We start from the raw sequence: 20,485 nt of genomic DNA, 5'->3' as shown, positions 1-20,485 counted from the left end.
AGAAGGTCGATATGGCTAAAGCACCGAATACCGCTGCCCAGCGCGTGCGCAAGAAGGTCCGCAAGAATGTTGCGGACGGCATTGCCCACGTTCACGCATCGTTCAACAACACGATCATCACGATCACCGATCGTCAGGGCGGCGCGCTGTCCTGGGCTTCGAGCGGCGGCCAAGGCTTCAAGGGCTCGCGCAAGTCGACCCCCTTCGCAGCCCAGGTGGCCGCTGAAGTCGCCGGTCGTGCTGCCCAGGAACAGGGCATCAAGAACCTCGACGTGCGGATCAAGGGCCCCGGCCCGGGTCGTGAATCGTCGGTGCGCGCCCTGGCTTCGCTGGGCATCCGCATCAACTCGATTTCCGACGTGACGCCGGTGCCGCACAACGGCTGCCGTCCGCAGAAGCGTCGTCGCATCTGATCGTTGAAGTTTTTCTCGTCGCCGGCGGGTGCCCAGCACCGCGCCGGCGCATTCGTTAGGCCATCAGGCCTCAAGCCCACCGTCCGAGCGCCCAGAACAACACTCGCCGGACTCGCATGAGCTTCAAGAGAAGCCCATGTCAGATTGACCAAAGGAAGCAACGTGGCACGTTATCTTGGCCCCAAGGGCAAACTCGCCCGCCGTGAAGGCACCGACCTGTTCCTGAAGAGCGCCCGTCGCGCCATCGGTGACAAGGTCAAGTTCGACAGCAAGCCCGGCCAGCATGGCCGCACCTCCGGCTCGCGCACCTCCGACTTCGGCCTGCAACTGCGCGAGAAGCAGAAGGTCAAGCGCATGTACGGCGTGCTGGAGCGCCAGTTCCGCCGCTACTTCGCCGAGGCCGAGCGCCGCAAGGGCAACACCGGTGCGAACCTGCTGCTGCTGCTGGAATCGCGCCTGGACAACGTCGTCTACCGCATGGGCTTCGGTTCGACCCGCGCCGAAGCGCGCCAGCTGGTGTCGCACAAGGCGATCACGGTGAACGGCGCCACGGTCAACATCGCGTCGTACCTGGTCAAGGCCGGCGACACGGTGGCCGTGCGCGACAAGTCGAAGAAGCAGCTGCGCATCACCGACTCGGTCAAGCTGGCCGAATCGCAAGGCATGCCGAACTGGGTGCAGGTCGATGCGAGCAAGCTGGAAGGCGTGTTCAAGAAGGCGCCGGACCGCGACGAATTCGGCGCGGACATCAAGGAAGCGCTGATCGTTGAGTTGTATTCGCGTTGATGCCCGTCCTGGCCGCGCCGACGCCGCCTGTGCAGGCGGCGTGGGGCGGCCCGTCCGCGTTTCGCGCGTCCCTCGATTTCCCTGGTGCGGCCGTGGCACCCGCCGTGGCCGTTGGTCCCTCAGCCTTATCGGTGTAACGAACCGAGGGTATTGAAAGAAAGACCTCATGCAAACAAATCTGCTCAAACCCAAAGCCATCAATGTGGAGCCGCTGGGCGGCAACCGCGCCAAGGTCACGCTCGAACCGTTCGAGCGCGGCTACGGCCACACGCTGGGCAATGCGCTGCGTCGCGTGCTGCTGTCGTCGATGGTGGGGTATGCGCCGACCGAAGTGACGATCGCCGGCGTGCTCCACGAGTATTCGACCGTCGACGGCGTCCAGGAAGACGTGGTTCACATCATGCTGAACCTGAAGGGCGTCGTGTTCCGCCTGCACAACCGCGACGAAGTGACGCTGGTGCTGCGCAAGGAAGGTGAAGGCCCCGTCACCGCCGGCGACATCCAGACGCCGCACGACGTGGAAATCATCAACCCGGATCACGTCATCGCCCACCTGTCGCAAGGCGGCAAGCTGGACATGCAGATCAAGGTCGAGAAGGGCCGCGGCTACGTGCCGGGCACGCTGCGCCGCTACGGCGACGAGCCGACCAAGTCGATCGGCCGCATCGTGCTGGACGCGTCGTTCTCGCCGGTCGCCCGCGTCAGCTACACGGTCGAGAGCGCCCGCGTCGAGCAGCGCACCGACCTGGACAAGCTGGTGATGGAGATCATCACGAACGGCGCGATCACGCCGGAAGAAGCGATCCGCGCCTCGGCGAAGATCCTGGTGGAACAGCTGGCCGTGTTCGCACAGCTGGAAGGCAGCGAGATCGCGGCGTTCGACCAGCCGGCCCAGCGCAGCACGCAGTTCGATCCGATCCTGCTGCGCCCGGTCGACGAGCTCGAGCTGACGGTGCGTTCGGCCAACTGCCTGAAGGCCGAAAACATCTACTACATCGGCGACCTGATCCAGCGCACCGAGACCGAGCTGCTGAAGACCCCGAACCTGGGTCGCAAGTCGCTGAACGAAATCAAGGAAGTGCTTGCCTCGCGTGGTCTCACGCTCGGCGCACGCTTGGAGAACTGGCCCCCGCAGGGCCTGGACAAACGCTGAGGCGTTTGATCGTGCAAGCCCCAGTACCTGATACGGCTGGGGTTCTATAAGTCAGTCAAGAAAGGAAAGCACCATGCGCCACCGTAACGGCCTACGCAAACTCAACCGCACTTCGGAGCACCGCGCCGCGATGCTGCGCAACATGTGCAACTCGCTGCTGCAGCACGAAGCGATCAAGACCACGGTCCCCAAGGCCAAGGAACTGCGCCGCGTCGTCGAGCCGTTGATCACGCTGGCCAAGGAGCCGACGCTGGCGAACCGCCGCCTCGCCTTCGACCGCACGCGCGACCGCGACATCGTCACGAAGCTCTTCAACGAACTGGGCCCGCGCTACAAGGCGCGCCCGGGCGGCTACACCCGCATCCTGAAGATGGGCTTCCGAATCGGCGACAACGCACCGATGGCGTTCGTCGAACTGGTCGACCGCCCGGAAGTGGCCGACGAGGCGACCGCCGAAGCCTGAGCTTCCGCGCGTTGAATCGAGAAGGGCTGGCCGTTTCGATGGCCGGCCCTTTTTCATTGGGGCCACCGATCGTCGCCCGCCCGCGATCCGCGGGGCTTTGGCACACTGCAGCCCATGCCCGCGCCGATATTCCGCATCTCCCACCTGTTCAAGAAGTTCGGCGACAACCAGGTCGTCAATGACCTGTCGCTGGAGATCCGTCCCGGCGAATGCCTCGGCGTGATCGGTCCCAACGGAGCCGGCAAGACGACCACGATCCGCATGTGCCTCGGCCTGGTGGGCCCCGATTCGGGCGAGGTCGAGGCCTTCGGCCTGCCGATCCCGCAGGAAGTGCGCGAGGCGAAGAAGCGCATCGGCGTCGTCACGCAGTTCGACAGCCTCGATCCCGATTTCAGCTGTGCCGAGAACCTGCGGGTGTACGGCCGCTATTTCGGGCTGTCGAAGGCGACGATCGACGCGCGCATCCCCAAGCTGCTCGAGTTCTCGGCGCTGCAGGCCAAGGCCGATGCGAAGCCGGGCGAGCTGTCCGGCGGCATGCGGCGGCGCCTGAGCCTGGGCCGGGCGCTGATCAACGACCCCGACCTGTTGCTGCTGGACGAGCCGACCACCGGGCTCGATCCGCAGGCGCGCCACCTGATGTGGGAACGGCTGCAGAACCTGCTGCAGCAGGGCAAGGCCATCCTGCTGACCACGCACTTCATGGACGAGGCCGAGCGCCTGTGCGACCGGCTGCTGGTGCTCGACCATGGCCGCAAGATCGCCGAAGGCACGCCGCGCGGGTTGATCGGCGAGCACCTCGAGAGCGACGTCGTCGAGGTCTTCGGCGATGGGGCGCTCGCGACGGCGCAACAGCATGGGGCGCTGGCCGAGCGGGTCGAGACGAGCGGCGAGACGGTGTTCTTCTACCTGAGCCGGCCGCAGCCGCTGTTGCAGGCGCTGGCGCAGCACCACGACATCCGCACGCTGCATCGGCCGGCGAACCTCGAGGACCTGTTCCTCAAGCTCACCGGCCGGCAGATTCGCGATGAATGACGACCGCCGACCCCGCTGCACCGGAGCCCCGACATGCTGATCTCGTTCTACGCCGCCCCGCGCATCACCGCCCGCTTCTGGCCGGTGGTGCTGCGCAACCTGCTGGTGTGGCGCAAGCTGGCGGTGCCGAGCGTGCTGGGCAACATCGCCGAGCCGCTGATCACGCTGGTGGCCTTCGGCTACGGGCTCGGTTCGATGATCGGCCAGGTGCAGGGCCTGCCGTACATCGAGTACCTGGCGTCGGGCAGCATTGCCGTCAGCGGCGCGCTCGCGGCGACCTTCGAGGCGCTGTACTCGGCGTACTCGCGCATGCAGGTGCAGCGCACCTGGGACAGCATCATGAACGCGCCGATCGCGCTCGACGACATCGTGTTCGCCGAGATGCTGTGGGCCGCGATGAAGTCGGTGTTCACGGTTGCGGCGATCATGGCGGTGATCTTCGTGCTCGGCATCAGCCGGGCGCCGACGATGCTGCTGGCGCTGCCGCTGCTGTGCTTCGTCGGCGTGACTTTCGCGTCGATCGCGCTGGTGTTCAACGCGCTGGCACAGGGCTACGACTTCTTCACCTACTACTTCACGCTGGTGATGACGCCGATGACCTTCCTGTCGGGCGTGTACTTCCCGATCGAGCAGATGCCCGGCTGGCTGCAGGTGATTGCGCACGTGCTGCCGCTCACCGCGGCGGTCGACCTGGTGCGGCCGCTGATCCTCGGGCAATGGCCGCAGCAGGTGTGGGGGCCGATGCTGGTGCTCGCCGCCTATGCACTGGGCGGCTATTACCTGGCACTGGTGCTCACCCGGCGCCGATTCTTCAAGTAGCGGCACGGAACCTGTCGCGTGCCTTCGACTCCCCACCCCATGCGTGCACTGAACACTTTCACCGTCTGGTACCGATTGGCGGCCGTGCTGATGATGGCCGCGGCGCTCTCGGTGGCGCCCGCTGCCGTGCACGCCGCGGACGATTTCCTCGATCCGGAGGTGGCCTTCCGCTTCGATGCGAAGCCGCTCGACGCGAAGAGCGTCGAGGTCAGCTTTGCGATCGCGCCGGGCTACTACCTCTACCGCGAGCAGTTCAGGTTCGCGGCTGAAGGCGCGACGCTCGGCGAGCCGGTCATCCCGGCGGGCAAGGTCAAGTTCGACGAGACCTTCCAGAAGAATGTCGAGACCTACCGCGACGTGATCCGCATCGTCGTGCCGGTGCAGCAGGCTTCGCCGCGCTTCACGCTCGCGGTGACGAGCCAGGGCTGTGCCGACAAGGGGCTGTGCTACCCACCGCGAGAGTCGCGTGCGGAAGTCGGGTTGACCGGATTCGGCGGTGACGGCTCGATCCGCCTGGTGGCCGCCGCCAGCGGTGGTGCGCTGTCATCGGGTGCGGCGCTGTCCTCCAGCGCAGCAGCCACCGCGCCAACGCCTTCGGCGACGTCTACCACGTCAACCTCCACCGACAGCGCCGGCATCGATGCCGCGTTGCGTGGCGGCCGGTTCTGGACGGTCGTCGGCGTGTTCTTCCTGGCCGGCGTGCTGCTGTCGCTGACACCGTGCGTGCTGCCGATGCTGCCGATCTTGTCGTCGATCATCGTCGGGCAAGGGCACAGCGTGACGCGCTCGAGAGGCCTGGCGCTGGCGGCGAGCTACTCGCTCGGCATGGCGCTGGTCTACACCGCGTTCGGCGTGGCCGCCGGGCTGGCCGGTGTCGGGCTCGCCGCGGCACTGCAGAACCCGTGGGTGCTGGGCACGTTCGCGCTGGGGCTGGTGGCACTCGCGGTGTCGATGTTCGGCGTCTACGAATTGCAGTTGCCAGCGGCGCTGACCGGGCGGCTCACCGAGGCATCGCAGCAATTGCCGGCCGGCCGCATGGCCAGCGTGTTCGCGATGGGCGGGGTGTCGGCGTTGATCGTGAGCCCGTGCGTGGCGGCGCCATTGGCCGGCGCGCTGGTGTACCTGAGCCAGACGCGCGATGTCCTGCTGGGCGGCACGGCGCTGTTCTCGCTCGCGGCCGGCATGAGCATCCCGCTGCTGCTGGTGGGTGCCTCGGCCGGCACCTTGCTGCCGCGGGCCGGCGCGTGGATGGATGGCGTGAAGCGCCTCTTCGGGCTGATGCTGCTCGCGGTCGCGCTGTACACGGTGCAGCCGGTGCTGCCGTCGACGCTGGCGCTCGCGCTGTGGGGTGCGTTGCTGATCGGTGCCGCGGTGGTGGCCCTGGCTGGCGGTGCGCATGCGGCCGCGACGGCACCGGGCACGCTGTTGCGCAAGTCGGGTGCGGCGGTACTGGCACTGCTGGGCACCTTGCAGCTGGTGGGCGCGGCCTCGGGCGGAACGGATCCGCTGCAGCCGCTCGGGCATCTGCGTGGCGGTGGCGCGGTCGCCGCATCGCACGGCCCGGTGTTCGGCTCGGTGCGCAGCGTGGCCGAGCTCGATGCCGCGCTGCGCAGCGCGGGGCGGCCGGTGATGCTCGATTTCTATGCCGACTGGTGCGTGTCGTGCAAGGAGATGGAGCGTTTCACGTTCACCGATGCAGCCGTGCAGGCGAAGCTGTCGAACGCGCTGCTGTTGAAGGCCGACGTGACGAAGAACGACGACGACGACCGTGCGCTGCTGAAGCGCTTCAGCCTGTTCGGCCCGCCGGGCACGATCTTCTTCGGTGCCGATGGGCGCGAATTGCAAGGCACCCGCGCGATCGGCTTCCAGAAGGCAGAAGAGTTTCTCGTGACATTGCAGCGGGCCGGTCTGTAAACCTCGCAATGTCCCCATCTCTTGTGCTATAGTCACAGGCTCAGTCGCGGGGTGGAGCAGTCTGGTAGCTCGTTGGGCTCATAACCCAAAGGTCGTTGGTTCAAATCCAGCCCCCGCAACCACTTTCATAGACTCGCCGACAGCTGCAGCAAGCAGCCGCTCGGCGGGCTCGTCGAGTTCGGCGAAGGTCTCGCCGGTCTCCAAGTCTCTTCCGATCGTCACCTGCCCGAGCATCTCGGACAAGATTCGGCGTGTGCGTTCGCGATCGGAATCGTCGTGCAGCACCTGCTGTAGCTGGTCGACCAGCGACCGATACTTGGCGGTCACCTCACCGATGATCTGCTCCGGATTCGCCGGAGCCGAGGCCTTCATGCGGGCCGCCAGATGCGTAAGCTCCGCCTCTGCTGCCTTCAGGCGCGATGCGATCAGCGGCGCTGATGCCGACGCTGGCCAGCGCGTTCACCAAGTTCTGGACCCCGATGAGTTTGCGCTCGACGCGCTCTCTCGTGATGGATACCGATGGGGTGCAGAAAATCTACCCGATGAAGTCAAGAAAATGTCTACTGAATCGCCAGGAAAGGATCAGAGGAGATTGCGACAACGCTGATTGCGGACTACCCGGAAGCGACAGCGGGAGGGTGCTGTGGGGCATGAAGACAAGACGTCGACCCGCGAGCTGCGGCAACGGTCAGTCGCGAATCCAGCGCAAGACGGGCGTCACCCAAAAGGATTGAATAGCGATCTCCTCGAGGGGCCGCCACGTCAATTGGCTCGAGGCGTAGCGCGCGACGCAGATGCTTCGGATGGCGACAGCCGGCTTCGCAAAGCCGCGCCGCACCGGTGAGCGGCGGTTGCGAAGATCGGCTGTCGATCCTGCATCCATGCCGCCATGACACCATCCATCAACAACCGCAGTCCTTCGCGAATCGGTGGGCTCGGTCGCTCCAACTCGCTGCCATCCACGACGAGGACCGATGCTTCGGGCCCGCGAGTGCCTTCGGAGAACCCGAACGGCCCGCCTCCCATGCGGCGTGCTTCGGTGGGCAACGTGAGCGCCCTGGCGGGCTCGCGGCCGGGAAGGGTGTCGATCGGCGAACATGTGGCGGCGCCAGCCAGGCCGGCCCCGCAAGTCGCGGCCAGCTTGAATCCGGCGGCCGCGCAAGAGGCCAAGTCCCAGGCTGCTGAACTGCAGTCGAGGGTGTCGCCCGAGGTCGATGCCTTCATGAAGGACTGCGTCGCGAGCAACTTTGCGGGTGTGCCGGAACTTGGCGTGCCGATGATGCGCAGGAATGCGATCCAGATGGGCTACCTGGAGAAGCCGGCCGGCCTGCTCGCTGGATCGGTGAAGTTGGCGAGCGTGAAACCGGCGCTGGAGGGCAACACGGCCGAGATGAACCGGCTTGCCGGTTTGTGCGCACAGAAACCGCCGCCTTTCGCCGCGCTGCTCGACGGCATGAAGGCGCTGCAGGCGCAGGCCGAGGCGGTCGAGAAGCAGCTCGGCGGCGTTTCGCCGCAGGAGCTGAGCCGCAATGGCGCCACGATGAACCCGGCGCTGACGCGCTGGCGCGATGCCGGCGAGGCGCTGGTGGCCAGGATGAACGAGAACGGCCTGGGCGGTGGACATCCCCTGGGCATGCTGGCACAGGCGGCCTACACGGATGCCAACGGCGCATCGGCGCACGCGTGGGCCCAGATGGCTTCCCACAAGATGACGCCGTCGGTGTTCGCGTCGGCGGTGTCTTCGATGTATGGCGGAGCTTCGGGCGTGTTGCAGAGCCTGCTGGGGGCGGTCCTTGGAAGGCCTGCGTAGGGCATCTGGCTCAGCCGATGCCGATGCGCCTCACTTCGGGAATCATCGCGGCTTGGCCCCGGCGACACCTACAAAAAGTAGTGCCGCACCGAGTACCTGGGTGCCTAGATGTGCTCGCTCTGCTTGTGCACCACTTCGCCAATGATGAGCACGCCGTCGTGGCAGCGCTTGCGAGGGTGCCGATTCTGGTCGGTGTTGTCGCTGTGTAGCCACCAAGAGCCTTCGTCGCGAATCAGTCGCTTCACGACGAGTTCGCCCTCGTAGTTGACGGCATACACGGATCCATCCCTCGGCGTTGTGCGGTCCGTGGTGATGACCACCGTGTCGCCGTCCCACATGCCGGGCTCCATGCTCGGACCTGTCACCACGATCGCGTAGCAGTTCTTCGGATTGAGGTTCCGCGAGCGAAACCACTCGCGGCGGAAAACGATGGGGTCTGCGTCTTCTTGAAGGTACTCCACACCAAAGCCGGACACGCCGGCCGACAGCTTGAACTTCACGCGAGGGATCGAAGGATGGTCAGGGTTGTCGTCGAGAGGGATCGGAGCTGAGTCCAGCCCGTCCTGGCGTTCTTTCAACGTACTGCTGTCGTTCGAGCGCGCTTGCCAAGCGTCGTTGGGGAGCGCCATGCCGCTGAGCGCGGCGATTTGTCGCAGCTGGGTATAGCTGGGTTCGTGCCGGCCGTTCTCCCACGCGGAGATGTTGCTCTTGGTCACCCCAAGGGCATCACCAAGCTCCTCCTGCGTGAGCTTCTTGTTGTTCCGTGCGGTTCACACCCAGGCCGGTAGATCCATTGGCGAAATGGCGGCTGTCGGTGGGCGATCCCTGGGCCGGCGCGATGGCGCGCGAGATCGTCGAAGGCCTGCGCGCTCGACTCGGTAGCGACGACATCTATGTGCCTGCGCCAGATCGTCGTGCGCGCAACGCGCGCATCCGAGCTCTTTTCAACGGACGCAACATCGACGAGCTGTGCGACATGTTTGAGCTTTCCAGATCGACGGTGTACCTGATCTGCCAGAGGTGAAATGAATTCAGCCGGCTAGGGCGCGGTAACTCAGAAATCCTGAGGCCAAAAATCAGAAAAGAGCCGATGGCACGGGCCCGCTGCACGACCTACAACGTGTCGCTAGGCACGCCATATGGAAAAAGCAGACCTGACCTCTCGCGTTGAGACGCAACGGCAGCCCGCGGCAGCGCGCGATTCGTCGCCCATTGAACGCGGTGAGCAGGGGACCTGGGCCGATGGAATCCAGGACAGCTGGCGCATGACTGCCCAGCGGCGGCAGATCTTCCAACTTTTCGGTCAAGGCACTTCGCCACCGGTAGTGCAGCTATCCCTAGACAGGGTCGATTCGGCTGCACTCGACGAGTGGTTCATCGACTTCATGACCCAAAAGCAGATGGTCATCACGCCTCATCTTCTGGACGAGATGCGGGGCGCTCTGATGGCCTTCTATGCGTTCAAAGACGCAAAGGAATATCTAACCGGCGTCGTGGAGGAGCATGCCACCTTGGTCGGGGTTTTTCAGAACGCCAAGCTGGGTGAACCTGTCGGCAAAGGAGCCGAAAAGGTTGTACACGAGCTGCCCGAGCATCCGAATGTGGTGATTGGAATCAGCGAGGATCCAGACTTGGAGGCGGCCATCGATCGCATGAGCAAGGAAGTGGGGCTGCTGAACGAACTACATGCCGTTGGCATACCGGTCACTGATGTCATTGGGGTGGTGAAGTACAAGGGCAAGGCCGCAATCTTGATGCGTCGCTACGCGGAGGGCTCCAAATCGACCGTCGGCACCGACAAGACCAGGGGCTTTCGACCAATCCGCGTTGGCAATTCTGCGCATCTCAACGCACGTAGCATCTCCGACCTACTTCGAATCAAGAGCAAGCTTGAAGAGGACAACGTGCGGATCGACGATATCCAGTTTCTGATCGGTTCCGACGGATCTGTGGTGCTGTCAGATCCTCTGTCTGTGACGGTTGGAGGCCATCCACCGACACCAAACATGATTCAGATGGTGTATCGCCTTGTCGAAGCTGCGGCGCAGAATGAACTCGTAAAAATCATTCAGCAAAGCTCCAAGCCGCTCTCTAAAGTGTCATTGCAGAATTCTCTTAAGGCGATAGGCGTACCAGCTGAAGTTGCTGGTACGGCTGTATCTGAGCTGGAAAAAAACTACAAGGATTCCGTCGTCTACACCGCAGAGAACGGCGGAAAATACAGCAAGAAGTCCTAGGGCATAGTCGATTGAGGAGATCTAGGAAATGGAATGGAAGCTTGCCTCACAGATGGCGCTCGATCTCGATCGATGGCGAGGCCAGAGCATCGTGCAGATGACGAGATACCTGATGGATCTGCCCGAGTCAGTTCCGTCCCTGTACGGGATTGATCCACCCAAGGTCTTCCGGAATTTTCCTGCTCCGGTGAGGCTGCAACTGTCGAGCGGAGCAGCGTACGCTGTGGCGGTGGACACGTCTCAAGCAGCAATCGTGTTGTCCGACACGCGCGAGATGGACTGGCATGCAACTGATTTTCGGGCGACGCTGGAAGCGACCGATCCCATCTACGCTGATTCAGGGATGCGCCAAGCGCTCGGTGCCGAGATTTCCTCTCTGAGGATATTCGTGCATCCAGCGAAGAACGTTAAACACGCGGTGTGTGCGCGTGAAAGCCTCGGACTGCTACTGGCAAACGGTCGAACACTGCTCCTGTCGTGCGGACTGCACGACGAGTCGGACGATTTCTCCATCCTGTACCTTGATGAGGTTCCGGCCGAACTTCGGAGTCGTCTCACTTCAGTGTCGATAGGTTGACTTCATCCAATTGTCCGAACTGTCCCCTGCATTTCGGATAGAGGTTTCGCGACGATGACGGCATGCACAACGCACCCGTCATCGCATGAGCGCCACACCCTGGTACAGCATCCATCGTCGGCCGCTCGCGTCGACCCAATCGGCCAGCCCGGCGCCGCGCGCCGAGATCTGGATCTACGGCGACATCGGTGAGTCCTGGTACGGCGACGGTGTCGCCGCGAAGGACTTCGTCCAGACCGTCGCTGCACTCGATGCCGACACGATCACCGTCCGGCTGAACAGCTACGGTGGCTCCGTCAGCGACGGCATCGCGATCTACGACGCGCTGAAGCGTCATCCGGCCACCGTCGCCGTGTCGGTCGACGGCATCGCCGCGTCGATCGCCAGCCTGATCGCAATGGCCGGCGACCGCATCGAGATTGCCGAGAACGCGATGCCGACGGAAAGGACCACTGGTTCACCGCCGGCCAGGCTGTCGACGAGAAGCTCGCCGACGCCACCTCCGCCGCGCTGCCCATCAGCGCGAGCGCCAGCCGCTTCACATGGGCCAGTGCCCGCGGTGCCTCTGCGCCTGCTGCATCCGCTGTTCGCCCCGCTGCCATTCATTCCCACTCGACTTCTTCGTCTCAGGAGACTCCCTTGCTGATCCCCAACGTTCCCGCCCAGTCCAACACTCCTGCACCGGCCGATGCTGCCGCCCACCAGGAAGCCGTGCTGGCCGCGGTGCGCACTGAGAACCAGCGCCAGTCATCGATCCGCGCTGCCTTCCAGCCGTACATGAACGACACCGACGCGCCGACCGTGCTCAACGCCGCGCCGGCCGACATGAACTGCACGGTGGTGCAGGCGAAGGCTCGGCTTCTCGACGCGATGGCTCGCGGCGCCGAACCGGTGACCAGCGGCTACCTCGTCACCGTCGAGGACGAGACCGACAGGCGCAGGGCCGGGATGGCGGCCGCGCTGGAGATCTGTGCGGGTCTCGCCAAGAACGACACCAGCAACCCGTGGCGCGGCCACAGCCTGACGGAGATGGCGCGTGCATGCCTGCAGGCGAACGGCGTCAAGCACGCCGGCACTGACCGCATGAGCCTGATCGCGCTCGCCTTCACGCATGGTTCGGGCGACTTCCCGCTGCTGCTCGCCAACATCGCGCAGCGCCGGCAGTGGCCGGTGAGCTGTTCGACACCGCGGTGAACCAGGGCACCGACCAGGCGGCTACCTTCCTGCAGCGCACGCTCAACGTGCTCAACAAGGAAGGTAGCTGGTATTCGGACGTGAAGGCGGATGGCCGCATCGGCCCGATGACGATCGCGGCGCCGAGGGCCAGGTGGTCCCGCTGCGCGCACTCAACGCGCTGCAGGGCGCCTTCTACGTCGAGCTGGCCGAGCGCCGCGCGAAGGATGAAGCCTTCGTCTACGGCTGGCTGCTGAACCGCGTGGAGATCGCGGCCGCGGTGGGAGGCAAGGCCTGATGGATCCGATCAGCACCGCATTCGCGCTCGCGCAGTTCGTGCCGGGCATCCTGAAGTGGATCACCGGCAGCGACCAGGCGGAGCACGCCGCCAGCACCGTGATCGACATTGCCAAGCAGGTCACCGGCAAGGACAGCGGCCAGGCCGCGCTGAGCGCGATCCAGGCCGATCCTGCCGCGCTGCTGGCCTTCCGCCAGGCGGTGATCGCGGCCGAGGCCGACCTCGACAAGGCCTTCCTCGCCGACCGGCAGGACGCCCGCAAGTGCGACGTGCAGCTCGCCCAGCTCGGCAGGACGACCAAGCGCGCGGACCGGATGATCGTCGGCGAAGTGGTGGGCATGCTCGCCTGCCTGTCAGCGATGGTCTTCGTGACCTGGCTGGGCGTGACCAAGGGTGGCGATGTGAACCCGCTGATCATGGCGCTCAACGGTCCGCTGGGCATGCTGACCCAGCAGTTCGCCAACGGCCTGCGCGACGCGCACCAGTTCGAGTTCGGATCGAGCCGCGGGTCCTAGGTGAAAACCGAACTACTCGCGAGAGCGCCGGCGGTCAAGTAGGGTGCGGTGCAGGCGTCTGTACGACGCGCCCAAACCGCCTCCATGCGGCAGCGAGGCGCCGCGCAAAGCCAACTTCGCGCGAGGCAAAGATGAGGCTATATTCGCTTTGCCTGCCCGCGCAAGCGGCGTTCCATCGGACAACGTCCCGCTCCTCATGCCGATTTCCTTCATCCACTTGTCTGATATCCATTTTGGGCAAGAAGTCGGCAGCGACAAAGTCGTGCACAACGACGTTAAGGAACAGGTGATCCGTGACGCTAATCGTGCTGTGAAGGGCCTGCGGTCGGGGTTTGCGAGCGGAATCATCGTGTCGGGCGACATCGCATACGGCGGCAAGGCAGATGAGTATGCCGAGGCCGCAGCTTGGCTGGACCGCATGGCCATCGCTGCGGGCTGCGCAATTTCAGACATTCAGGTCGTACCCGGAAATCACGACATCGATCGAGATGAGATTTCGCACGGCACGGCGCTGATGCTCAAGGAAATCTCTGACGAAGGAGAAGCCAAGCTCGATACGTTTTTAAACCGTCGGGTCGACTGCGACGCGCTCTATAAGCGGTTCGCCGCCTACGAGCCATTCGCCCGCGGCTACAACTCACCTTTGGAAGTCGACGGTGGGCGTGCGGGCGCGCGCACTGTCGAACTCGCTCCAGGCCGCTTCCTGCGATTTGTCGGCCTCAACACCGCTCTCGCCTGCGCCGGCAAGGACGTGAAGGGCAACCTGCTGCTTGGTAAACGCCAACGTGTCCTGAACACCCAAGCTGGCTGTGAATTGGTCGTCATCGCGCACCATCCATTGGATTGGCTGCGAGACTCCGACGATGCTCGGCGCTTTCTGAATGCTCGTGCCCGCGTGTTCATCTCTGGACACGAGCATTTTCCGGCCGTCAGCGTGCACTCTCCGGGCAACGGCGGCGACTTGATGATGCTGGCGGCGGGAGCGGTCGTGCCGCCGCACGCGGAGGGCAAGTACACCTACAAATACAACCTGATCGAGTTCGACTGGGACCCTGCTCAAGATGGTCTTGTCGTCACGCTCCACCCGCGGACGTGGATCGACGAGCAGAAGCAATTCGGCCCGGATCCGGACGGGTTGGGCGAGGCGACACCGACCTTCCGGCTTGCATGCCCATACTTTCGCGAAGGTGCGCCGCCGGTTGTGCCGTCAGACCCCGCTTCGGCCGTACCATTGCCGTTATCGGGATCATTACTTGCGGTTGCGTCTGCGTCTGCATCCACCGATGCCGAAGTCGCTCTTGCACCCGCCTCCCCCCCGGTCAAACCCGTCGTTCCGGTCATACGTGAGGAAGGTGTGACCGAGGTACGGAAGGAGCCTTCTGTGCCTGCTCAATTCTCGTTGCTCAGGCTGAGATTCTTTCGCGACCTGACAGGCGCCCAGCGCGTCTTGGTGCTGTCGCGCCTTGGCGTTCTGCCCGAAGGCGCTTCCGAAAGCCTCAGCCATGCGCTCGAACAACGAATCCTTGACACAGTGCAGCGAACCGGACGCCTCGACGAACTGCAGACGGCGCTAGATGCCATCAAGCCATTTGCCATGCCCGGAGACAAACCCGCATGACCGACCTCGCCACGTATGTCCGAATCTTTGATCCGAAGCCCACGGACGACCTCGTCTCCAAATGGAGTCTCGCGGTGGACGACCTGGGCAAGTACTACCTGAAGATGCTCACCATCGACGCCATCCTCGCAGGGGCCGAGGAGGCTGCGGCCGCGACGGCCGACGGCGCCTTGCCTGCGAGCTTAGCCGTCAAGGTTGAAGAGATACTGTGTCAGCACAGCCCGTCGTTCGTTCGCGTCGGACATGAGCTTGAGCTTCAAGTCTGCCTGATGATGGGGTTACGACGGCACATCCGCACTGCCAGTCAGGCAGCGGCTAGTGCGCCACGAGCGCGGTTGTTGGCATGGGCACTTTGGTCGGCTTTGTCGGACCAGGCGTGCCTCCCCGAGCCGCGACTCGAAGACCTACGAGGGGCGCTAATGGCCGAATGCGAATCGGTCGTCGCCAACGGTGCGGAGGAGGCGCGGGTTCGCCAACGCGTGCCGGACTTCGCCAACTCGATTTCCGAAAGCGCCGACCACGCTGCTCTCATCAAGGCGTTTCGACCCGGCACGACCTCAACGGTGAACGCACTGCGCGCGAATGCTGCGCTCGATCGTGAGGAACTCGATCTCCTTTGGTGGGTGCTCAGCGACTGGAGCGACATCCTGAAGCGACGTCTGTCCACGGCTCCAGCGCAGGCGGCCGCGGTTGCGAGCGGGATGGAGATCGGCCTGCGGCTCCGCCGGTTGCCAGCTAGCGCTCACCGCCACCTGACGCTCCGCGTCGTGACGGTTGACGATGCGTTGACACTGGCACAACTCCTTGCCGCGCTTGGAGCAGAGCATGCACCAATTGCTGCAGCACTCTCGACGCTAGATCGCCCGACGCGCTTCCCTCGGGTGTTTCCGATGATGCTAGCGATGAAGACGGGCAATGCCGGGCGGGAGCCTGCACCGTCACGCAGCCTGCGGGACTGGTCGGCGCGCTCGCTGTTGGAAGCCGCGCTACTGCATGTGACCTTCGACGCGAGCGGCAACTGACTATGGCACGCGGTTGCAACAATGCGGAGTGCACGGTCGCAGAAACGGGGATATGCCTGCTAGGGAACCCGGCCGACAACTGCGTCAACCGCACGGTAGTTGGCATCGCGAATGTGCACGACGATGTTGCGACGCAGGTGGAGGCGCTTCCCCCTCCCACGCCTAAACCGCGTTTCGCCGCCAGCCTCACCTTAGACCCGGACGCCGCGGGTCAGCTTATGCGTTCACGATACTGCCGGGTCGTTGGAATCCTCGGCGCGCCCGATGCGGGCAAGACCGCGGCCCTGGTAAGCCTTTACCTCCTGCTCGCGCAAGAGCGTCTGGGTGCCTTCGAGTACTGCGAGAGTCGCACACTTGCTGCGTTCGACGAAGTGAGTCGTGGTGCGCGGCGTTGGACTGACAGTACGCCTCCCGAACAGATGACAACGCATACGTCGATCACGAATGAGCGGACGGCAGGGTTCTTGCATCTTCGCGTCAAGCCGCCGGGCACGGCACGCCCGGTCGACCTACTACTGCCCGATCTGCCAGGTGAATGGACCACGTCTCTAGTACGTGAATCCCGGGTGGACCGACTTGAGTTCATCAAGTCGGCCGATGCGCTCTGGCTGATGGTTGATGGCGTTAAATTCCTCGACGCGTCCACACGTAATTTGGCGGTTCACACGACGCGCCTGCTGATTCAGAAGGCGGCTGAGTTACTGCAGCGCCGACAGATCCCCGTCACTCTCGTGCTCACCCGACTGGATCGCGGTAAGCCGCTCGCACGCAGCCTCCAGGCATTGGCTGACGAGGGGCTTGCGCATGGCCTGCGCATGAAAATCGTTCACATCGCGTCCTTTGGAAGCGACGGCACGATCGCGGCGGGTACCGGCATTGTCGACCTGGTCGAAGACCTCTGCGACACTTCGCGCGAGGCCGCTGCATTCTGGCGTTCGGCGCCGCGTGCCATCCCGACCCGGGCGATGCTGGGATATGGTCGAGGGGAGGTTGGTTCATGACCCCACAAGCGATCACGCTGGTAGGTGTGCCCGACTCGGGCAAGACCAACTACATCTTGCGTCTGTGGGCGGCCCTGCGTGCTCGCCGCAGCCGTCTGATCGCCCCGACGCTTCCACCCGTGATCACATTTGTCGAGGAGACGTTGGAACACGTGTTGTCGGGACACTTCCCGCCGCGTTCGGACAAGAGCGAGGGAGAGCACCGGCGCGACTTCGTGGTTCCGGTGATCCTGGCGCGCGAGCCGCAGAGCGATCCAATTGAACTTCTTGTACCCGACGTCTCAGGCGAGGTCTGGAAGAATGCTGTCGAGACCTTAGAGATCTCCGCCGAGTGGATGGAGCAGTTGCGCCGGTCCTCCGGGGCGTTGCTCTTCGTGCGGGTCCTGTCTGAGCACAACGTTGCCCCTCTCGACTGGGTCAACGCTGAGAAGTACATGCGCCATCTCGCTCCCGATGCTGAGGCCGCGAGCAGAGTCCCGACCCAAGTAGTGTTGTGCGAGCTCCTACGCTTTCTTGAGTCGTCGCTCCGGCCAGGCAACGATGGCGAGCTACCGCGCGTCGCGATTGTTGTGACGGCCTGGGACAAGTTGGATGCTCAGCGAGATTTGGCCGGGCCGGCGGCTTATCTGCGCGAGGAGTTCCCACTTTTTGCGGGCATGGTGCGACACGCCGATCGCCTAAACGTGCGTGTATTTGGTGTCTCGATCGTCGGCGGCGATTTCGAGGATCCTGTATTCACCGCCGAATTCCTCGATCACGGCGAACTCGAATCGTCAGGCTTTTGCGTAGAGCAGCAAGGAGGTGCCTACGTGCGGTCGCCGGATTTGACGGCCCCGGTCGCTTGGCTCATTGATCCGCACGACGCGAATGAATGAGTATTTGGTTGAGCAGCAAACCCATGGCTATCGCTACGGGCACGAGCTGCTGGCCAGCTCGGTGCAGATCGACCGCGAAAGTCAGGACTTGGTGGATCGGCTGTCCGACCTCTCTGGGCCTCTGCGCCCTGGGGAGATGTTCGAGCCGTATCTAACCGTCTACCCGCTGCCCTCGCTAAGCTACTTTGTCATCGCACGTACATGGCAAGACACGCAGGCAGCTCGCACCGGCTGCGTACTCACTCGTAGCCTCCTGGTGCGGATGGAGGACTGGAGCACGATCGAGTCTCCAGTCATCTTCGAATCGCTGCTGCGCGGGATTGATCGCGACGCACTGACGCTTCAAACCGCGCATGTTGCACGCCGAATACCAGCGCTGCCGTTGCCACTCTCGCCGGTGCGGGACCCGCGCACCGGTGAGCTTGTCGAGGCACTCTTCCTTGAATCCCGTCGTCCGATCGTGATGTTCGACGCGGAACATGCGGAGTCAATTGCATGGCGGTTGCTCACCGCCCTGTGGCCTGCCCTGCGCAGCACGTTCTCGCTATGCACGTTTGCGCTCGCGCCGCGCGCGCAGTCGCACCGGCCGTTCGACCTTCAGTTTGCCCCAAAAATTGCGCGCACGCGCTTCGCGGATTGGAATGGTCGCCGTATCGAGTCCGGGCCAACATCCGTGGTTTCACCGCGCCACCGTTGGACACAGGCCACGGCGGATCAGATCTTTTTGGCAGTCGAACCGAGCCTAGTCGCGCTCGACGCCCTCGGCGCCCTGAAATTGGACCGCCGGGGCGACGAGTCGGCGCTTCGGCTTTCGCTGTTGTGGAACGAACTGCTTGAGCGCTCGGAGAATTCACCTACTGCGGTACTGGGTCTGCTCGATATATTGAGATCACAGGGGGTCGGGTTCGATGAAGCGGTACCCCGCTTGGCACATCTCATGGCCCGCAGCATCGAGAAGGTGAGCGCCGAGCTCAACATTGACGACGCCTGGACTTTTTTGATGGCTTTGGCAGCCAAACTCGCTGGTCAGCGGCGCTCGCGGATATTCGCGGACCCGATGCGGCACTTAGCGGAGGAACTGTCGTTGCAGGTGCCGGGCGCGGCCGTCGCTCATCTGGAAGGCCAGTTGGCGCAGAACCACTCGCCTGTTCCCGACATATTCGCGGGCGCTGGGGATGGACTGACACATGCCAAGGTTCCCGAGTTCTGCCGTCTGATTTCGATCATGATGCCGCACACGGTCCTCGCGCTTCTTGCGTTCAGCAGGCGCTTCGCCGAGACAGCCTGCCGAGTTGCCCTTGCGGGTGACGGCGTTGCATTGGTCGGGGCACTTTCGAGAGCGTTCGACGTGGACGAGTCCCAACTGCGCGCTCGGGCCAGGCACCACACTGTGCCGTGCCTCACCTCGCACTTGCACGCCCCGCTGCTGCAAGCAGTACTTTTGCGAGCCACGGCCCCGGAACTTGCCCGGGCGGTGCGACGAATCTGGAAGTCGACACGCTTCGAGATTCCCGAATTCGACGACTGCTTTTCGCGCGCTGTGGACTCTGTCCCAGCACTGCGCCATTCGGTCGCGGAGGTCGTAGCGGACATCGAGCCGACCCCCGCCGTGGACCGCTTCTTGTTGCGCATGCTCACGCTTGAGCCCGAGCCGGTAGCCTGGCTCTGTGCAGCCCGAACGGATGGTTCGCTCAATCCGGCTCGTTCGGCCTCGCTGCTTGCTCGATTGCTCGCCAACGCGTCAGACTACGAGGTGGAGGTAGTAGCGCAACACCCGATAATGGCTGACCAAGTGGCCACGTTACTCGGGGAACAACTATCGGCTGCCAACGCGGCCGAGTTGGCGCGACTGCTGCTGCTAGTGCCCTGGCACGTGGACGAACTGCTTCGGTACGGCCTGTCGCCGCTTGAGCACCTCGTTGAACCGTTGCGGCAAGTCCTGGCGGTTACTCTCCTACTCCGCGGTCTGGCCGAAGCTTCAGTGCTGCCGTACGACACGTTCGCGAGACTTGGCGCCATCGCGGCAGAGCGAATCGACGCGCTGCAGCTAGCCAATGCTGCCGCGCCATTCGGCGCGCCGATCGCGCGAGTAGAGGCCAATCTCCGGCTCTTCGAATCGACTACTGGACAATTGCGCACGAAGGTGATCCAAGGCCTTGCGGCGTTGACCGATCGACTCGTGCGTATGGACACAACGGGCATGAGCCCGAACGCTGTCGGCGCGTGGGCGCATATCCTCGGATGGATCGACCCGACCAGCCGCAACGCCCAGTTGGTTGCTGCCGCCACTCTTCGATTCGCGCTGCAGCGCGTACATCAGCCGTTCAGCCCGCTGGTGGTGGCCGTGTTTCCAATCGTCTACGAGGATCTGCGCGGCGGAGAGCAGTCACGTCTTTTCGACTTCTTCCTGTTTTCTGACTGGGACCGGTGTCGAACCGCACGCGCGAGCCTTGTCGATGCCTTCGTTCGATCGTCTTGGCCACCGTCGGACCTACTCATAGTCGCTATGCGCAGCGGCGATGCCCAGCGCATTCTCCGTCAGGTGCTGCGAGAGTCCAACGGGGCGCAATATCTCCAGTCGATCGCCGCCGACGTGATGACCTTGGCCGAGACTTCCCGACACGCGGCGCTGGTGGAACTGGAACGGTTTGCAAAGGAATCTCCCTCCTCTAGGTAGCTTGCAGGCAACGTCCGCATCAGGCGTAACCATGCTGACGGGGGTCGGGCGGCCCATGGCTGATGCCGACGACATGGCCGGCGTGCACGGCGGTCTCGCTGT

The 20,485-nt window shown here is 64.0% G+C and carries 20 protein-coding genes, 1 tRNA gene and 2 pseudogenes; 21 read left to right on the top strand and 2 right to left on the bottom strand.

The genetic code is table 11. The features are described 5' to 3' along the window. Positions 1 to 11 precede the first annotated feature (11 nt). From rpsK to ACXJLU_RS00555, 9 genes are all read left to right on the top strand, one after another. Positions 12 to 413 (top strand): 30S ribosomal protein S11, encoded by a 402-nt coding sequence (rpsK, locus tag ACXJLU_RS00595; RefSeq protein ID WP_025495798.1) that lies wholly within the window; start codon positions 12 to 14, stop codon positions 411 to 413. Positions 414 to 575: 162 nt separating this feature from the next. Continuing rightward, the gene (gene rpsD / locus ACXJLU_RS00590; protein WP_047507670.1) at positions 576 to 1,199 is read left to right on the top strand and encodes a 30S ribosomal protein S4; all 624 of its coding nucleotides are present in this window, start codon (positions 576 to 578) and stop codon (positions 1,197 to 1,199) included. Positions 1,200 to 1,365: 166 nt separating this feature from the next. Further along, a complete protein-coding gene (locus tag ACXJLU_RS00585; protein ID WP_056805299.1) occupies positions 1,366 to 2,352 on the top strand; it encodes a DNA-directed RNA polymerase subunit alpha in 987 nt (328 codons plus the stop codon). Between the two features lie 73 nt (positions 2,353 to 2,425). Continuing rightward, a complete protein-coding gene (gene rplQ / locus ACXJLU_RS00580; RefSeq protein WP_073466010.1) occupies positions 2,426 to 2,815 on the top strand; it encodes a 50S ribosomal protein L17 in 390 nt (129 codons plus the stop codon). 114 nt (positions 2,816 to 2,929) lie between these two features. Beyond that, on the top strand, positions 2,930 to 3,847 hold the full coding sequence (locus ACXJLU_RS00575) for an ATP-binding cassette domain-containing protein (protein WP_457328595.1): 918 nt from the start codon (positions 2,930 to 2,932) through the stop codon (positions 3,845 to 3,847). Between the two features lie 33 nt (positions 3,848 to 3,880). Then, a complete protein-coding gene (locus ACXJLU_RS00570) occupies positions 3,881 to 4,666 on the top strand; it encodes an ABC transporter permease (RefSeq protein ID WP_073466012.1) in 786 nt (261 codons plus the stop codon). A 39-nt stretch (positions 4,667 to 4,705) separates the two neighbouring features. Continuing rightward, positions 4,706 to 6,580 (top strand): protein-disulfide reductase DsbD, encoded by a 1,875-nt coding sequence (gene dsbD / locus ACXJLU_RS00565; protein ID WP_457328594.1) that lies wholly within the window; start codon positions 4,706 to 4,708, stop codon positions 6,578 to 6,580. A gap of 45 nt (positions 6,581 to 6,625) precedes the next feature. Next, positions 6,626 to 6,702 (top strand) — tRNA-Met (locus tag ACXJLU_RS00560). Between the two features lie 926 nt (positions 6,703 to 7,628). Continuing rightward, a complete protein-coding gene (locus ACXJLU_RS00555) occupies positions 7,629 to 8,390 on the top strand; it encodes a hypothetical protein (protein ID WP_457328593.1) in 762 nt (253 codons plus the stop codon). Positions 8,391 to 8,494: 104 nt separating this feature from the next. Here the strand turns inward: ACXJLU_RS00555 and ACXJLU_RS00550 are convergent, their stop codons facing one another. Next, on the bottom strand, positions 8,495 to 9,019 hold the full coding sequence (locus ACXJLU_RS00550; RefSeq protein WP_457328618.1) for a S24 family peptidase: 525 nt from the start codon (positions 9,017 to 9,019) through the stop codon (positions 8,495 to 8,497). Between the two features lie 9 nt (positions 9,020 to 9,028). Continuing rightward, positions 9,029 to 9,145, bottom strand: a pseudogene (locus tag ACXJLU_RS00545) (helix-turn-helix transcriptional regulator); the annotation flags it as partial. Between the two features lie 38 nt (positions 9,146 to 9,183). Between ACXJLU_RS00545 and ACXJLU_RS00540 the strand changes: the two are divergent. The 12 genes and pseudogenes from ACXJLU_RS00540 (at position 9,184) to ACXJLU_RS00485 (ending at position 20,383) form a co-directional block, all read left to right on the top strand. Beyond that, positions 9,184 to 9,414 (top strand): Mor transcription activator family protein, encoded by a 231-nt coding sequence (locus ACXJLU_RS00540; protein WP_457328592.1) that lies wholly within the window; start codon positions 9,184 to 9,186, stop codon positions 9,412 to 9,414. A gap of 115 nt (positions 9,415 to 9,529) precedes the next feature. Continuing rightward, on the top strand, positions 9,530 to 10,627 hold the full coding sequence (locus tag ACXJLU_RS00535) for a hypothetical protein (protein WP_457328591.1): 1,098 nt from the start codon (positions 9,530 to 9,532) through the stop codon (positions 10,625 to 10,627). Between the two features lie 28 nt (positions 10,628 to 10,655). Then, positions 10,656 to 11,204: a hypothetical protein gene (locus tag ACXJLU_RS00530; protein WP_457328590.1), complete on the top strand. Its 549-nt coding sequence runs from the start codon at positions 10,656 to 10,658 to the stop codon at positions 11,202 to 11,204. Positions 11,205 to 11,289: 85 nt separating this feature from the next. Next, positions 11,290 to 11,850: a Clp protease ClpP gene (locus ACXJLU_RS00525; RefSeq protein ID WP_457328589.1), complete on the top strand. Its 561-nt coding sequence runs from the start codon at positions 11,290 to 11,292 to the stop codon at positions 11,848 to 11,850. Beyond that, positions 11,844 to 12,398, top strand: coding sequence for a hypothetical protein (locus ACXJLU_RS00520; protein WP_457328588.1), 555 nt, complete (start codon positions 11,844 to 11,846; stop codon positions 12,396 to 12,398). The genes ACXJLU_RS00525 and ACXJLU_RS00520 overlap by 7 nt, the downstream gene beginning before the upstream one ends. Continuing rightward, positions 12,368 to 12,675, top strand: a pseudogene (locus ACXJLU_RS00515) (putative peptidoglycan-binding domain-containing protein). The gene ACXJLU_RS00520 and the pseudogene ACXJLU_RS00515 overlap by 31 nt, the downstream one beginning before the upstream one ends. Further along, complete coding sequence (locus tag ACXJLU_RS00510) at positions 12,675 to 13,190, top strand: hypothetical protein (protein WP_457328587.1); 516 nt, start codon at positions 12,675 to 12,677, stop codon at positions 13,188 to 13,190. The pseudogene ACXJLU_RS00515 and the gene ACXJLU_RS00510 overlap by 1 nt, the downstream one beginning before the upstream one ends. Before the next feature lie 196 nt (positions 13,191 to 13,386). After that, positions 13,387 to 14,808 carry a metallophosphoesterase gene (locus tag ACXJLU_RS00505; protein WP_457328586.1) on the top strand — a complete coding sequence of 474 codons (1,422 nt, stop codon included), beginning with the start codon at positions 13,387 to 13,389 and terminating at the stop codon, positions 14,806 to 14,808. Next, entirely contained in the window at positions 14,805 to 15,830 is a 1,026-nt protein-coding gene (locus ACXJLU_RS00500; RefSeq protein ID WP_457328585.1) for a GTPase-associated system all-helical protein GASH, read from the top strand. The genes ACXJLU_RS00505 and ACXJLU_RS00500 overlap by 4 nt, the downstream gene beginning before the upstream one ends. 2 nt (positions 15,831 to 15,832) lie before the next feature. Further along, entirely contained in the window at positions 15,833 to 16,831 is a 999-nt protein-coding gene (locus tag ACXJLU_RS00495; RefSeq protein ID WP_457328584.1) for a TRAFAC clade GTPase domain-containing protein, read from the top strand. Next, positions 16,828 to 17,706, top strand: a complete 879-nt coding sequence (locus ACXJLU_RS00490; RefSeq protein ID WP_457328583.1) for a TRAFAC clade GTPase domain-containing protein — start codon at positions 16,828 to 16,830, stop codon at positions 17,704 to 17,706. The genes ACXJLU_RS00495 and ACXJLU_RS00490 overlap by 4 nt, the downstream gene beginning before the upstream one ends. Beyond that, positions 17,699 to 20,383, top strand: a complete 2,685-nt coding sequence (locus ACXJLU_RS00485) for a GAP1-N1 domain-containing protein (RefSeq protein ID WP_457328582.1) — start codon at positions 17,699 to 17,701, stop codon at positions 20,381 to 20,383. The genes ACXJLU_RS00490 and ACXJLU_RS00485 overlap by 8 nt, the downstream gene beginning before the upstream one ends. The last annotated feature ends 102 nt before the right edge of the window (positions 20,384 to 20,485 follow it).

This window comes from Rhizobacter sp. P5_C2 (assembly GCF_054049715.1).
Note: the sequence above shows the minus strand (reverse complement) of the source record. Positions and strands in the feature narration are given on the sequence as shown.